Here is a 13,811-nt window from a genome sequence, read left to right on the forward strand (position 1 = left end):
ACGGGCGGAAAACAGCAATCATGCATCAGGCAGGCATCGGGAATTTTCGAAATTGATAGCGTTTAACGGAAGCTACATGGCGTTCGAGCCGCGTACTGAACCTTACCAGCGTGCCGACGACGTCGGTTATGCGGTGTGCGAGTTCATGTGGTTCAAAGGGCGCCCGTTCTATCCGGTCTCGGCGCTGGCCCATGCGAAGGTTGCCCATGCCAGACTGTCGGCATGCGACGACGAAGATGAGGACAATCTCGATATTATTTTCCGCATGCCATTTGCGGCCGGCGGGCATTTTTTCGAGATCGTGCTGCGCTCCAACGAAGGCACTTCTTACGGTGGCTGGCTGTGGGGAGAAGAGCTGGAAATACTGAACGAGGTCGTCAACGGCTATCGCGTTCTGGCGGGGAAGTTCGAAGACAGGCGGATCCGGTTTGAATATTCCAAGCGGTCTCATCGCTACCGGACAGCCGAACCGCTGCCGGTGGAGAAATCCGTCTTCCTGATCCAGCGGGAGGTAAAGCCTTACGCGGGAAGGCACGATTTGCCGGGAAGCCCGGCACGTTAATGGCGGGGCTGATGCCGATGCGTTTCCGGGGGAGCGCAAGAGCGTGGGGCGAGAAGGGGTTCAACTGGCGCGGCGCGTATTGCGCGCATCGCAAATATGCCCGGTAAAGCCAAGGCTTTGTCGGGAGCAGCAGGTGAATTTTTTTATTTTTATTGTGTGGAAGATTTGTGATGCCCAATGGAGGTAACATGCGTAACAGGCGGGTGTCATCACAGCTATTAGCGGTGAGTTGCGCCTCGGGTGACGACGTGCTTTCCCTTGACGGGAGCGCCAACGGCGACCCGCGTCCATCAGTTGCGAACGACAGGCTTTATGTCGTGGGCGAGCCGGTTTCCAGGAAGGTGCTGAGATCTCGCCCGCCGGAGAACCGGGTTGAGGAAGAGGCTTTTCGCGTGGCGGAAATCAGCAATACCGTCATCGATGTCGATATCAGGCTTGCAAAATGGGCCTGGGCCGTGCTGGTGATCGGGCATTGCTGGCTGATCTATTTCATGGTGACCAATCTCGGCTGAGGCCTCCCCCGGACATGCGCTCCGGCCTTTAACGCACTTCTCCGACGCCGTGCAGGATCATCGCCGCCGCACCGAAGGCCACGGGGTCTGTCGCAACCACATCCGGCAGCTGGATTTTCGGCTGTATCACCTTTGCGCCGTCGAACGGGTCCGAGCGTTCGTAATCCAGCCATTCCGCCAGCCGCTGTCGTACGATCCTTGGTAAGGTGCCGCCGACAAAGATTGCCGTGGGCGCCAGAACGGCGCTCACAGCGAAGGCGAGGCGCGCAACCTCCGGTCCCGCCCGTTCCAGCCACGCCTCAAACACGGCGGAGTTGCGCAAGAGGTAATCCGTCCAGATATCGGGTGCGCGCCCCGAGGGTTTTTCTCCCACATGCTCCACGCACCATGCCGCCAGGTCTTCGAAGGAGGGTCGCGAAGTGCTGCGGCCGCGCAAGGCGCCTATCTCGCCGGCATTGCCGAGATAACCGCGATAAAGCTCATTTTTGATAATGATGCCGCCGCCGATCCCCTCGGAGAGATAGAGATAAGCGAAATTTTCGTGTCCGTCCGCATTGCCAAGCGTCAGTTCACCCATGGCTGCGGCATTGGCATCATTTTCTATGATCACCGGACAACGCAGCGCCTCGCGCAGCATGGCGGAAAGGTCAGACCCGGCCCAGGAAATAACCTCTTCGGCAAGATCGAGCGACATGGCTTCCTTGCGAAAGCGGGTCGGCATGGCAATGGCCGCGCCGATCAGTTGGCTCCTGTTGATCGCATTTTTCGTCAGTAGTTCTTCGGATCCGTCCTGAAGCGCCCGTTGGACATCGGAAAACGCGTCGTAGGAGCCGCGCATCTGCAATTCTCCAACGATCTCTCCGCCAAAATTCAACAGCGTTAACATCACCGAATAACGGTTGGCGTGCGCACCAAGGGCGTAACCGACGGTTTTTTTGAGCGTGAGGTCGATATGGGGTGCGCCACGGCCTTCCTGCCGGCGTGCACCTTCCTCGATGATACCGCGCTCAAGCAGATTTCGCGTCATCATGCTCACGGCAGCCGGCGTTATGCTGCAATAGTCGGCAAGCTCGACCCGCGAGGCCGAACCCTTGCGCCTGATATATCCCAGAAGCGCGCCCTGTGTTGCGCCAATGCCTGCCAGCCCGCCCTGCCGTCTCTCAGTCAAAGTTTCACTCTCCCGCGCTTTACCTAGGGAAATGTCATGAAGCTGTTAATTAAGCAACTTAATTAAATAATCAGTTTCAACGGGAATGGATCACATGTTCAAGTCTCTCACCCTGATGGCCACGGTTGCCCTCGGCGCGCTTTTGCCGGCTGTCGCCTTTGCCGAAGACATCAACATCAAGCTCTGGACGCTCGCCGACAAGAATGCGCCGGGCCGCGTCACCAACATCGAAGCCGCCGCCGGCATCATGAACGCACAGTTCAAGGCAGCAGGCGTCGACAAACGCGTCGTCATCGAAATCAACAACAGCGCCGTGCAGGGCTGGGACTCCTTCGCGCTCGACACGCTGAAGGCGTTTTCGGTGGGGCAGGGGCCGGATATCTACATCCTGCCGCATGAATGGATCGGCCAGTTCGCGCAGGACGGCTATGCCATGCCGATGGAAGACAAGATTGCCGCTGCTCCCTGGGTCTATGGCGATATCCTGCCGGTTCTGTGGAATTCGGCCAAGGCGACGGACGGAAAGATTTACGGCATTCCGCAGGACGCGGAAATCCGCATGTTCTTCTACAACAAGGACATGCTGCGCAAGATCGGCAAGGACGAAGCCTTCATCGAAGGCCTTCCGGCCAAGGTCGACGCCGGCGAATTCACGCTCGACGATCTGACGGCCCTGTCGAAGGAAGTGGTAGACGGCAAGGCCGCACAATACGGCATGCTGCACCGCCCGAATGTCGGTATCGACTATCTGATGGTGTTCCAGTCCTATGGCGTGAAGTTCATGGACGAAAAGACCGGCAAGCTGATGTTCCCCAAGGCCGAAATGGCCAAGGCGCTCGGCTGGTATGAGCGCAATGCCAAGGAAGGCGTGACGCCCGTCGACAATACCGCCATGAGCTGGGAGGCGATCCAGACGGCCTTCAAGCAGGAAAAGGCCTTCATCTTCCATCAGGGTGTCTGGGCGGTTGCCTGGCAGGTGGGTGACAAGAACGGCGCGACCTGGCCGACAGATGGCAAGGGATACTTCAACAAGATCGGCTGGATTTCCGCTCCGGCAGCCGAAAAAGGCGGCAAGCCGGCCAACCTGTCGCACCCGCTGCTCTACACCCTCAATCCGAAGAGTGCCAATGCCGATATCGCCGCCGATCTCGTGGCGCTTGCGACATTGCCCTATTTCAACAACGAACACGCCGTGACATCCTATCATACGGCCATCAGCAACGCCCAGACGGCCATGCCGAAATACCGCGATAACTGGGTACTCTCCGCTGCTTCGCCGATGATGAAATACGCGCAGTTCGTGCCCAACCACACCAAGTTCGGCAGCTACAACAAGGTGCTGTTCAGCGGTCTGCAAGCGGTTGAGACCGGCAAGATGACGGCCGCGCAGGCGGTCGATTTCATCGCCGACGAGCTTGAGCTGCAATTTGGCGCGGAGATCGAAATCCGCGACGCCGCAAGCAACTGAGTTTGCCCGAAACCATGCCGCCCGGTTCTGCCGGGCGGCTTTTCCGCGTTCCCACCGGTATATCGTAATGTCTCAATTTCAGCTTCGGGCGCGCCGCCCGGCCCGGCCGATCTTTTATCTGGCTCCGGCTCTCGCCTTGCTTGGCCTGTTCTTTCTTGCCCCGATCGTCGTCAATCTGGTGATCGCCTTTACCGATATGGGCGCAAACCTGAGGGTGGGCAAATTCACGGTCGAGAATTTCCAGCGCATGTTTCAGCGCGACGTGCGCCTGCCGATGGTGTTGCTGACGACGCTGATCTATGTCGGCGCAACGCTGTTCATCTTCAATATCGGGCTTGGCGCGCTTCTGGCCGTTACGACCACGGCGATACCGGACCGGCTAGGCAACTTCTTTCGCGGCCTCTGGCTGCTGCCGCGCATGAGCCCCGCCGTGCTTTACGGCGTGCTGTGGATATGGATCGCCGATCCGACGTCTTCCGGCCTGCTCAACCAGTTTCTTGGCGCGCTCGGCGCACCCGCTCTCAACCTGCGCAACGACTTTCCGCTGTTTCTGGTGGTGGTGGCGAACGGTGTCGTCGGCGCGTCTTTCGCCATGGTCATCCTCACATCGGCCATCCGCTCCATACCGTCGCATCTGGCCAATGCGGCGCGCGTCGATGGCGCCAGCGAATGGGGTGTGCTTCGCCATGTCGTCGCACCCGCGCTCTCGTCACCGATCCGTTTCATCACGCTCTATCAGGCGCTCTCACTGATGACGACCTATGAATATATCCTGCTCATCACCGGCGGTGGGCCTGTCTACGATTCCACGACCTATCCGCTTTATATCTACCGGCGCGCCTTCGAAAACGGCGCCTATGCCTATGGTGCTGCACTTGCGCTTGGCCTGATGGCGATAGGCGTTGCCATCACCCTCATTCAATGGCGCATCAGCAATATGCGCTCGACTTTTGCTCCCGCCAAAATCGAGGTGCTGTGATGACGCTCGCCCACACCCACTCGCCTGCCCACAGCAGGCGTGCGCTTGATCTGAAGCCGGACTGGACGCGTCTTGAAAGGCGCAGCCTTGCCCATCGCGCCGGTTTCGTTCCCGTCATTCTTGTGTTCCTGACGGTGGTTTCGGTTCCGGTTCTCCTGCCCTACCTGTGGCTGCTGGTGAAGTCGCTCACGACTTCCGACGACAATCTCAGCCGACTTGTGCTGTGGCGCAGCGGCGCAATCGCCGCTTTTGCCTATGGCGGGGCGATAGCAGTTGCGCTTCTTTCCGAGCGCCTGCGCAATCCCGCGCTGCTATGGCTGGCATTTGGTGCCGTGGTTGCGGCGCTCGTCTTCGTGCTGGTGCTGCCGCATCTGACTATCGACAACTACAGTTTCCTCTGGAGCCGCGATATCGAGAAAACCGGCACCACGCGCATGGCGCTGATGCCATCCATCTGGACCGCCATGCGCAGTTCACTGCTGTTTGCCGCTTCCCAGACGCTGATCGTCGCGCTGGTCGCCACGCCGGCCGCCTATGCGCTGTCGCGCTTCACCTTCGCCGGGCGTGAAAATGTGCTGCGCGGGCTTTTGCTGCTGCATGCCTTTCCGGCGCTCGCGCTCACCGTCGCGATCTTCGTGCAGTTGCATTACATGGGCCTGCTCAACAATCTCTTCGGCGTCGTGCTGGTCATGAGTGCGCTTGAGCTGCCGTTTGCAATTTTTGTTCTCAAGGGCTTTTTCGACAACGTTCCCTGGGACATCGAAATGAGTGCCGTCACCGATGGCGCGAGCCGCTTCCAAGCCTTTCGCATGGTGGTTCTGCCGCAGGTAAGAAGCGGGCTGATCGCGGTTGCCACCTTCACCTTTCTGCGTGGCTGGGAAGAATATGTTTTCGTCCAGACCCTGCTCATCGAAAAAAGCCAGATGACGATGAGCCTCTATCTCTTCTTCGTGGCACAGGACAGCGCCGGCGTGAATTACGGCATGATCGCTGCCGTAGGCATCATCTATCTGTTGCCTGTGCTGATCATTTACATCTTCACGCAGAAATACATCACCCAGATGAGTTTCGGCGGGATCAAAGGATAATCGCCATGGCCAGGATCACCCTCGACAATGTCACCAAAAGCTGGGGCGACACCCGCGTTCTGCAACCGATGACCCTCTCCATCGAAGACGGCGAATTCGTCGCCGTTCTCGGGCCGTCCGGATGCGGAAAGTCGACCACGCTTTTCCTGCTCGCCGGGCTCTACGCGCCGACCGCGGGTCAGATTTCTTTCGACGGCCACAACGTCAATCGCATCGATGCGCGCGACCGCAATGTCGGCATCGTCTTCCAGTCCTATGCACTTTATCCCAACCTGACGGTGCGGCAGAACATCGCCTTTCCGCTGCGTTTCAAGAATGTTCCGCGTGAAGAAGCAGCGCGGCGGGTGGAGGAGGCAGCAAGCCTCGTGCAGATCAGCGCGTTGCTCGACCGACGGCCCCTCGCAGCTTTCCGGCGGCCAGCAGCAGCGTGTGGCGCTTGCCCGCGCGCTGGTCAAGGAACCGAACATCCTGCTACTGGACGAGCCGCTTTCCAATCTCGATGCGACCCTGCGCATCACCATGCGCGCCGAGCTGAAAAGCCTGCAGAAGCGCCTGAAGATCACCACGCTGATCGTCACCCATGACCAGATCGAGGCGATCACCATGGCGGACAGGATCATTTGCATGAACAACGGCGCCATTGCCCAGATCGGCACGCCCGATGATCTTTATCGCAGGCCCGACAATCTGTTCGTGGCCGGTTTCATCGGCACGCCGCCAATGAATCTCTTGAAAGGATGGGCGCAGGGCGGGCAGTTGCAGATTGGCGATGCCCTGCTCGACCTCAATGGCCGCTGTGACGGCGAAGTCACCTTTGGCCTGCGCCCGGAAGATATCGCCCTCGTCACATCGTCCGAGGCGCGGCTTGAGGGGCAGGTTACCACCGTCGAGCCCATGGGGCGCGAGGTGTTCTACACGATCGATACGCCTGCAGGGATGATCCACGCGCTCGAATATGGCGAGACGATACGCCACGCGCCGGGAGATCGTGTCGGGATCAGCTGCAAATCGGCGCTGACGCTCGTGTTCGATGCCGCCGGTAACCGCATCGCCGGGCTGCATGCCGATCTTTCCCACCATTCGACTATTCCGGCGCGTGAACCGGAAGCCGTAAACTGACAGGAATTTCCATGCCTAAAATCGTCTCCCATCGCGGTGCCAACCATTTTGCGCCCGAAAACACCTTCGCCGCCGCCGACCTCGCCTTGCAGCAGGGAGCGGATTACATCGAGCTCGACGTGCGCGAGAGCGCGGACGGCGTGCTTTATGTCTTTCACGACGAAACGCTGGATCGTACCACCAATGGCACGGGTCCCATCGGCCACATAATGTCGAGGGAGATCGATGCACTGGACGCCGGCAGCTGGTTCGGCGAAAACTTCAAGGGTGCGGCTGTACCGCGGCTCGATGCCTATCTCAGCCATTTGCGCGGCCGCTGCGGCGTCTATGTCGAGCTGAAATATTGCGATCCCGTCAAGGTGGCGGCACTGGTACGGAGCCTCGGCATGGTGCGCGACACCTTCTTTTTCTCTTTCTCCGAAGAAATGCGCCGGGGCCTGGCCGCCGCCGCGCCGGAATTCCGCAAGATGATGACGCTCGATATCGCCAAGTCGCCTTCGCTGGCTGCGGCTGTTCACCATGCCTCGATCATCGAGATCACACCTGCGCAGATGCGCAAGCCCGGCCTTGTCGCGGCATGCCGCAAGGCGGGTCTGGAAATCATGATTTATTATGGCGGCGATGATGCCAACCTTCATAATGAGATCGCATTGGCCGGGGTAGACTACGTCAATATCGACCGCCCGGACCTGTTCGATACGGCGCGCCGCGCCGTACGGCAGCCTGAACTCGCATGACCTTCCTTACCCCTGGAGATGATGACATGAGCAATCTTATTGGAACCGGCTTCAACGCCAGCTCGGACGACGGTGAACTGGCCACACTCGAAAGCGATCTTCGTGCGCTTGCCGAAATTGGCTGCGACACCGTTGAAATCGCCGCAACGAGCCTTGATCTGATCGCAGGCGGTCGCATCATCGAGGAGCGCGCTCAACGGTTCGTGGCGCTCGCCAAAGAATTCGACTTCCGCTACACGGTGCACGGTCTTGTTTCGTCCAATTTCATGGACCCGGTAACGTGCCGCTACCAGATAGATGCAGCCAAGGCGCTGGCCGTCCTGTGCGATCGCATCGGCGCGGGCATCCTCGTTCAACACGGTGGTGCCCTGCGTGCCGACCAGATCGCCGAGCGGGCCGATGCCGATGCCCGTGAGCGGGAGGCGCTTTTCGAGCTGGCGGAATTCTGCAAGCCCTATGGCGTGCGGGTCGCGCTTGAGAATATCTTCTCCACCGAACCCGGCCAATATCGCCAGACGCCTGCCGAGGTGGCCCAGACAGTTAAGGCCATCGGCCATGATAACGTCGTTGCGCTGATCGACTTCAGCCACGCCTATCTCGAATCCACCTTTCGCGGGCTCGATTTTCGCGAACAGCTTCGTGCCATGGCGCCGGTTGCCGGCCATTTGCATGTCCACGATTCCTTCGGCCGGCCGCAGGGCTTTTATCAACCGTATTTCGACCAGGAAAATACCGCTCTCGGCATCGGCGATCTGCATATGCCGCTCGGCTGGGGAGATATCGACTGGCAGGGCATCTTCTCGGAGCTGACCTTCCTGCCGGATACCGTGCTGATGATGGAAATCGGCCGCCGCTACCGTGCCGAACAGCCCGCGAGTCTTGAAACGGCGCGTCATCTCATGTCGCTCTACACTGAGCGGATGCAGATCGCGGCTGAATGACTGAACTGAACAAGGCCCAGCCGACAGGCTGAGGTCTGAAGCGCCGGCAGTTCTGAACGCAACTGCCGGCGTTTTTCGTTACGCGGCCCAGTCGGAAAGCGAATAGGCTTTGATGTAATCGATCATCATTTGCGAACCGTCGCTGAAATCAACCGCCGACGGCGTTCCTGCCATGCCGCCGACAGCAAGATTGACGACCATATACATGGGGTCGTGCATGTCATCAGGCGTATCCGTCTGCGCCACGGCGACGTCGTCGAAATACCAGGTAATATGCTCCGCATCCCACAAAACGCCATATGTGTGGAAACCTTCCGTGCTTGGCACGCTGACATTGTTTATGACTGATGTCTGTTCTCCCGTTGCATTGGAGTGGGTGGACATGATCAACGTATTGGGGTTTTGCCCACGCATCTCCACGACATCGAGTTCCGGTGGCCAGGAGCCGTCCTCAGGCAAAAGCCAGAAGGCCGGCCAAGCGCCCCGGTCGGTCGGCATGTCGGCGCGCATTTCGAAATAACCATAGGTCTGGCTGAACGACGAATAGGTGTTCAGCATACCCGAGGTATAATCATAGCCCTCAACCTCGTTGGCGATCGATTGCGGGGTTTCCGCAGCGGTGATGGTCAGGACACCGTTGTTGATGCTGAAGGGATTGACCTCTGATGTGCCGGCATAAGCGGGGTTGATGTACCATTGCGCCTCGCCATTCGTCGTCAGCGAGCTTCCCTTTTCCGGTGCCCACCAATATTTGGCATCCCAAGTCCCCTGATCGCCGCTGCGAAGTGAAAGTGCATCGAATTCGTCGGCAAAGGTCTGGGTGAGGGATGATCGGTCGAGGCTGAGCTCGAACTGGTCGGCCTGAAGATCGTCGATGGTCGTTCCGGCAAGAACGACGGCCTCGCCGTTGGCGAAGTTCAGCCAGAGATTATCGCCCTGTTGGGTGGCATTGCTGACGAGCTGCTCGAAGGATGTGATGCCGTAACCGTTAAGCCGGATCGTGTCGTTGGCGCTGAAATCCATGATGAGATCGGTGCCGTTGCCGCTCGTAAAAACGAATGTATCCGCACCGCCACCGCCGATCAGCACGTCGTTACCGCCCCCGCCATCAATGGTCTGGCTGCCCGATCCGCCGGTTATGATGTTGTCCAGCTCATTTCCGAAGGCATAACGACCATCTCCGGTTACCCGCAGGTTTTCGAAATTGTCGGGCAAGGTATAACTCATCCAGGTGTCGATGGTGTCGATACCCTCCCCGGCATTTTCGACGGCACGGTTGATACTGGAATAGAGGTAATAAATATCGTCGCCCGTGCCGCCCGCCATTGTCACATTGACGGAACTGTCGCCCCACATGGAATCATTGAGGCCAGTGCCTGTCAGCAGCGGTCCGGAACCCGTGGCGGAAAAAAATCCGGTGGAATTGTCGCTGTAGTAGAGTGTGTCTCCAAGCGCATTCAATACTGTCCGGGCCATTGACCGTCTCCTGTCCGTTAGCGTTGGCTTTCTCACTCCTCTTGGGCAATACCCTAACAGGGCGAAAAGCCTCCTGTTAGAGCCAGAAATGAGGGGTACATGGGCGGTTTCCGTGGTGCACGCTATTGCAGCATTGCGATGGGCGGTGGCAGGATTGGACGGCAAGGGAGATGCTCAAAGTGGCATCTCACGGGGATGGAGTGCGAGAGTTGAGTGTAGCCTTTACCAAGGAAGATAGTGCCGAAACCGCAGCCGAAACGGTTCTGCCGGACCGGGTGATTTCGCCTCATCCCAATCTGGTGACGGAGGCTGGGCTGAAAGCGCTGGAGCAGCAGCTGCAATTGGCGCGCGAAGCCTGCGAAACGGCCAATGCCGTCGAAGACGTCAATGAAAGACGTCGGCTTTCAGCCAATCCTCTGCGGGACATTCGGTATTTCGCGGAGCGCGTTCGCACCGCCCAGCTGATGCCGAGCCCGCCTGCTGATGGCACCGTTGCCTTCGGCAGCGTGGTAACATTCAGCCGTGATGACGGGAGGACGCAACGGTTCCGGATCGTAGGCGAGGATGAAGCCGATCCGGCCAATGGATCGATGTCTTATGTCTCCCCGGTCGCAGGAGTGTTGATGGGAAAATCTGCCGGTGATGTTGTCAGCCTGGGCGGCAAAGAGATTGAAATCATCGAAGTGACCTAAAGCGCCCACTTGAAAACGGAACAAATTTTGCCAGCAAGGATGTGCGGTTTGGAGCGAGAGAACCTCGCCGCAATTTACGCCGGTCGTGCCGTCGCCAAAGCGTCCTCTTCTGCCATTCCAGCCATCCGCATCATCGTATTTTTCAGAAAGAACCTGAAATCCAGATCAATGAAAGTATAGGCGAGTACGAGCCCCATATAGGCCATGAAAACGGGATTGAAATTCAGCTCTTCAAATTGATAGACGATAACGATTGCGATCGCCGAATAGGCGAAGAAACCGACTTTTCGTTTCCGGAGGATCGCGTAAACAAGCGCAAAGGCGCTGAGAAGGCCAAATCCTATGCCGGACGCATAGGCCGTGGCGAGAAAGCCACTATGCGGTGTTCCGATTCTCGATATTCGCGACAGTTCTTCATATCGAGCGGTAAAACCGATGCCGAAAGGATGATGGAGCATCACCTGAAAGCCGCCAGTGAGCGTATCCCAGCGCTCCTGCGCATTGTTGCTGCTGTTGCTGTCCTCGAGAAACCGTTTTGAAAATATCTGTTCCGCAAAATCGAAAGCACCCAATGGCAAAACCGCCGCGATGACAAGGGCGGACAAGGCAAAACCAAAATAGGTGCTGAGCAGCATTTTGATGGAAAAATTTCTGATGTAGAAATAGACCCCGATCGCAAGAACGGCAAATACTCCGGACCGGTTGAGAGTAAGTGTGAAGCTCGCCAGATAGACCAGCAGAAATACGGCAAACAGCGCGGGACGTTTTTGCCTTTCGGCAAGATAGGCGACTGCCGCACCCGCCAACGCAAAGGCAGGTCCGGCTGTGTTGCCCACCGGCCAGATGCCACCCGCTTTTTCGACACGCAAAAGCAACGGGCTCAATTCGCCTTTTGCCGCAGCTGCCAGCACGGCGGTTTCATCGAACATGAAAGAGAGGCCAAGGGAGGCGAGCTGGTCGTGAATGACGATGTCCAGAAAAAGCAGGATCGTCACCGCGATGAAGCCGGCGAAGATGCCCCAGCAGAACAGCTCGAGAAGGTTCTCCTTAAACAGCATATAGGCAAAAAACAGAAAATAGACCGCGTAAAAATATGCCATCGCGGTGGTGTAAAATTCACCTTCGCCACGTTCGTCGGCAAAGACAGCCGAAAGTGCAAAAAAAATGGTTAGCGGAACGAGATAAAGCAGGATGATCGAGGGCGTCAGACAGCGAATGTAAAGCAGGGCAATAACGGGTAGCGTCATCAGGACAAGCATGTCGGTGATGTTGAGGAAGCGCAGGCCCAGATTGCTGGTCAGCACATTGCATTGAATGAAAAAGCCAATGGAAAAAACGAAGATCGCCAGAAAGAGACCGGGCACCTGTATGGTTTTTGAAGGATAAAGAGGCATCGCCAAAACGAAACCCGGCAACGGCGATTGATGCGATGCCGCCATATTTGTGCTTCTGGTCATTCCCGGCCTGTATCCTTCACTGGCGGACCTTGGTGCGGCCCTGTGGGAGAGGACGTCATCACCATGAGGCGACAGGGTGATGACGATGAATAGTGGTCTTGATGACGTTGCCGCGCAAGACAATTTTCTATGGTTTTCAGTCGCTCAGATTGCCTTTTGGCAGAGCGCCCTCAACGGCGATCACCCGCTGTATGTAAAGCGGTTCGTTGGAAACCGGCGCGCTCATGCCGAATGCCGGCATGATCCTCACATAGAAACCATATCCGCTGGGGCTGATATCAGGATCGATCGCGATGTCGTTGGCTGTCGCCCACATCCAGCCGCTATTGTCGAGGGCGTTCGCACCACCAAATTGAAGCGCGGAGCAACTGATCGTCCGGACTGCGCCGCCGCTTTTTGAAACCAGTGTGACATAGGGCGCACGCTGTCCCTCGGTATTTTTATAAAGCACTGCAAATGAAACGGTTTTGCCGATCATCGCGGCGGCCTCCGCATTGCGAAAATAACGAACCAGTGCGGCCGACTGGTTGCCATTCGCACGCAAACCGAGGCTGTGAGCGAAAGCCGGAGAAAAGGTGACTTCTGCGGCTTTTATGGCGGAACCCGACGCCGCCAGGCTCCAACCCGATGGAGCGGACCCCGTCCAATCGGTGAAATCGCCGTTGACGATAAGATTGGCGGCGGGAAGTTTTGGCCAACAAGGTGTCTGAAAGACGTTATCGGGCGCCGATCCCAGATAACAACTGAACAAGGTTCGGGCGATGAGCTGAGATCCGGCATCGTTCGGATGGACGTTGTCGCGGTAAAGCGCATGGTCCTTGCCTCTCGCTACAAATGACGCGTGTGTATCCACCAGCGTGAGGCCCGGGTGCGCTCGGGCAAGGTCAAGGATCGCATTATAGACCTTGTCGTAACCGGTGCTATCGCGCCAGGGGTTCTGGGTGGTGATGAGTTGGGGGGCACCCGGCCATTGCCATTCGATCATGCCAAGCGGTCCGAGCAGGGCGGCTCGTCCGGAGCTTAGGATACCACCCGGCGTCTCGAAACTCTGCATATTATGCCCATGATGCGTGATGCACAGGTCGGGACGCGGAATCTTCAACGCCGCCGCGCGCTGGTCCGCGAGCATGTAACCGGCCATGCCGCCGGGCAGTGCCGCAAGATAGACCGTGAGCGTTGGCCCCATGCCTGCGCGCAGCGTAACCGAATCCGCATAGGCCTTTGGCCCGGTGGGGGCGTTTGTCTGCCATTCTGCCCAGCGGTGCAGCACAACCCTTGTGTCGTGCAGATCGCCAAGCATCATGGCGAACTGCTGGAATGGTCCGGCATCGGCATAGGCGGTGCTGTCACCATTCACGAAGATCGTGGCATTCTGACCCGCAGTCAAACGCGCGCGCAAGGGTGAGAGCGCGTTCAGGGAAGGGACCATGGTGGGGATGTTTCGGGAGGTGATGCCGAGCGATACGCCGATCATGCCGGCACCTCTTCCGTTCCGGTCATATATATGCATATGTTGCGTTTGAGCGGTGTCATCGTTCGTTCTCCTCGTCTGGCCCTAGGATAACTCCGCCGAAAGGCCGGGGGACAAAACGCAGGAAACGGGACGGCGAAA

At 58.1% G+C, this 13,811-nt stretch carries 12 protein-coding genes and 1 pseudogene; 9 read left to right on the forward strand and 4 right to left on the reverse strand.

Translation table 11 applies throughout. The features are described 5' to 3' along the window. Positions 1–76: 76 nt before the first annotated feature. Together QE432_RS05950 and QE432_RS05955 are read left to right on the forward strand one after the other, a co-directional pair. Entirely contained in the window at positions 77–562 is a 486-nt protein-coding gene (locus QE432_RS05950) for a hypothetical protein (RefSeq protein ID WP_065662490.1), read from the forward strand. A 188-nt stretch (positions 563–750) separates the two neighbouring features. Then, on the forward strand, positions 751–1,074 hold the full coding sequence (locus tag QE432_RS05955) for a hypothetical protein (RefSeq protein ID WP_162540191.1): 324 nt from the start codon (positions 751–753) through the stop codon (positions 1,072–1,074). 28 nt (positions 1,075–1,102) lie between these two features. On the opposite strand, the gene QE432_RS05960 is transcribed toward QE432_RS05955, so the two are convergent. Then, positions 1,103–2,242, reverse strand: coding sequence for an ROK family transcriptional regulator (locus QE432_RS05960; RefSeq protein ID WP_112191711.1), 1,140 nt, complete (start codon positions 2,240–2,242; stop codon positions 1,103–1,105). A gap of 94 nt (positions 2,243–2,336) precedes the next feature. Here QE432_RS05960 and QE432_RS05965 point away from each other — a divergent pair, with 94 nt between their 5' ends. The 6 genes and pseudogenes from QE432_RS05965 (at position 2,337) to QE432_RS05990 (ending at position 8,574) form a co-directional block, all read left to right on the forward strand. After that, positions 2,337–3,710, forward strand: a complete 1,374-nt coding sequence (locus tag QE432_RS05965) for an ABC transporter substrate-binding protein (protein ID WP_065687897.1) — start codon at positions 2,337–2,339, stop codon at positions 3,708–3,710. Between the two features lie 67 nt (positions 3,711–3,777). Beyond that, positions 3,778–4,689, forward strand: a complete 912-nt coding sequence (locus QE432_RS05970) for a carbohydrate ABC transporter permease (protein ID WP_003511283.1) — start codon at positions 3,778–3,780, stop codon at positions 4,687–4,689. After that, a complete protein-coding gene (locus tag QE432_RS05975) occupies positions 4,689–5,777 on the forward strand; it encodes a carbohydrate ABC transporter permease (protein ID WP_065687896.1) in 1,089 nt (362 codons plus the stop codon). Before QE432_RS05970 ends, QE432_RS05975 begins: the two co-directional genes overlap by 1 nt. 5 nt (positions 5,778–5,782) lie before the next feature. After that, positions 5,783–6,896: pseudogene (locus QE432_RS05980) on the forward strand (ABC transporter ATP-binding protein). An 11-nt stretch (positions 6,897–6,907) separates the two neighbouring features. Further along, the gene (locus QE432_RS05985) at positions 6,908–7,633 is read left to right on the forward strand and encodes a glycerophosphodiester phosphodiesterase family protein (RefSeq protein WP_065687895.1); all 726 of its coding nucleotides are present in this window, start codon (positions 6,908–6,910) and stop codon (positions 7,631–7,633) included. Between the two features lie 26 nt (positions 7,634–7,659). Continuing rightward, positions 7,660–8,574, forward strand: a complete 915-nt coding sequence (locus tag QE432_RS05990; protein ID WP_065687894.1) for a TIM barrel protein — start codon at positions 7,660–7,662, stop codon at positions 8,572–8,574. Between the two features lie 78 nt (positions 8,575–8,652). Here QE432_RS05990 and QE432_RS05995 read toward each other — a convergent pair whose 3' ends face one another. Further along, complete coding sequence (locus tag QE432_RS05995) at positions 8,653–10,050, reverse strand: family 16 glycosylhydrolase (RefSeq protein ID WP_065687893.1); 1,398 nt, start codon at positions 10,048–10,050, stop codon at positions 8,653–8,655. A 209-nt stretch (positions 10,051–10,259) separates the two neighbouring features. Between QE432_RS05995 and greA the strand changes: the two genes are divergently transcribed. Next, the gene (gene greA / locus QE432_RS06000; protein ID WP_065687892.1) at positions 10,260–10,742 is read left to right on the forward strand and encodes a transcription elongation factor GreA; all 483 of its coding nucleotides are present in this window, start codon (positions 10,260–10,262) and stop codon (positions 10,740–10,742) included. Positions 10,743–10,816: 74 nt separating this feature from the next. Here the strand turns inward: greA and QE432_RS06005 are convergent, their stop codons facing one another. Both QE432_RS06005 and QE432_RS06010 read right to left on the reverse strand, forming a co-directional pair. Further along, positions 10,817–12,199 carry an O-antigen ligase family protein gene (locus QE432_RS06005; RefSeq protein ID WP_065662497.1) on the reverse strand — a complete coding sequence of 461 codons (1,383 nt, stop codon included), beginning with the start codon at positions 12,197–12,199 and terminating at the stop codon, positions 10,817–10,819. Between the two features lie 136 nt (positions 12,200–12,335). Then, complete coding sequence (locus tag QE432_RS06010; RefSeq protein ID WP_065704386.1) at positions 12,336–13,673, reverse strand: SGNH/GDSL hydrolase family protein; 1,338 nt, start codon at positions 13,671–13,673, stop codon at positions 12,336–12,338. Between the last annotated feature and the right edge of the window lie 138 nt (positions 13,674–13,811).

Source organism: Agrobacterium sp. SORGH_AS_0745 (assembly GCF_030818995.1).
GTDB classification, from domain to species: domain Bacteria; phylum Pseudomonadota; class Alphaproteobacteria; order Rhizobiales; family Rhizobiaceae; genus Agrobacterium; species Agrobacterium tumefaciens.

Excerpts from the sequence above, each read along its gene's own strand:
- QE432_RS05965 (WP_065687897.1), top strand. The coding sequence starts at position 2,337 with ATGTTCAAGTCTCTCACCCTGATGGCCACGGTTGCCCTCGGCGCGCTT.
- QE432_RS05970 (WP_003511283.1), top strand. The coding sequence starts at position 3,778 with ATGTCTCAATTTCAGCTTCGGGCGCGCCGCCCGGCCCGGCCGATCTTT.
- QE432_RS06005 (WP_065662497.1), bottom strand. The coding sequence starts at position 12,199 with ATGACCAGAAGCACAAATATGGCGGCATCGCATCAATCGCCGTTGCCG.
- QE432_RS06010 (WP_065704386.1), bottom strand. The coding sequence starts at position 13,673 with ATGATCGGCGTATCGCTCGGCATCACCTCCCGAAACATCCCCACCATG.
- QE432_RS05975 (WP_065687896.1), top strand. The coding sequence starts at position 4,689 with ATGACGCTCGCCCACACCCACTCGCCTGCCCACAGCAGGCGTGCGCTT.
- QE432_RS05995 (WP_065687893.1), bottom strand. The coding sequence starts at position 10,050 with ATGGCCCGGACAGTATTGAATGCGCTTGGAGACACACTCTACTACAGC.
- QE432_RS05955 (WP_162540191.1), top strand. The coding sequence starts at position 751 with ATGCGTAACAGGCGGGTGTCATCACAGCTATTAGCGGTGAGTTGCGCC.
- QE432_RS05985 (WP_065687895.1), top strand. The coding sequence starts at position 6,908 with ATGCCTAAAATCGTCTCCCATCGCGGTGCCAACCATTTTGCGCCCGAA.
- QE432_RS05950 (WP_065662490.1), top strand. The coding sequence starts at position 77 with ATGGCGTTCGAGCCGCGTACTGAACCTTACCAGCGTGCCGACGACGTC.
- QE432_RS05990 (WP_065687894.1), top strand. The coding sequence starts at position 7,660 with ATGAGCAATCTTATTGGAACCGGCTTCAACGCCAGCTCGGACGACGGT.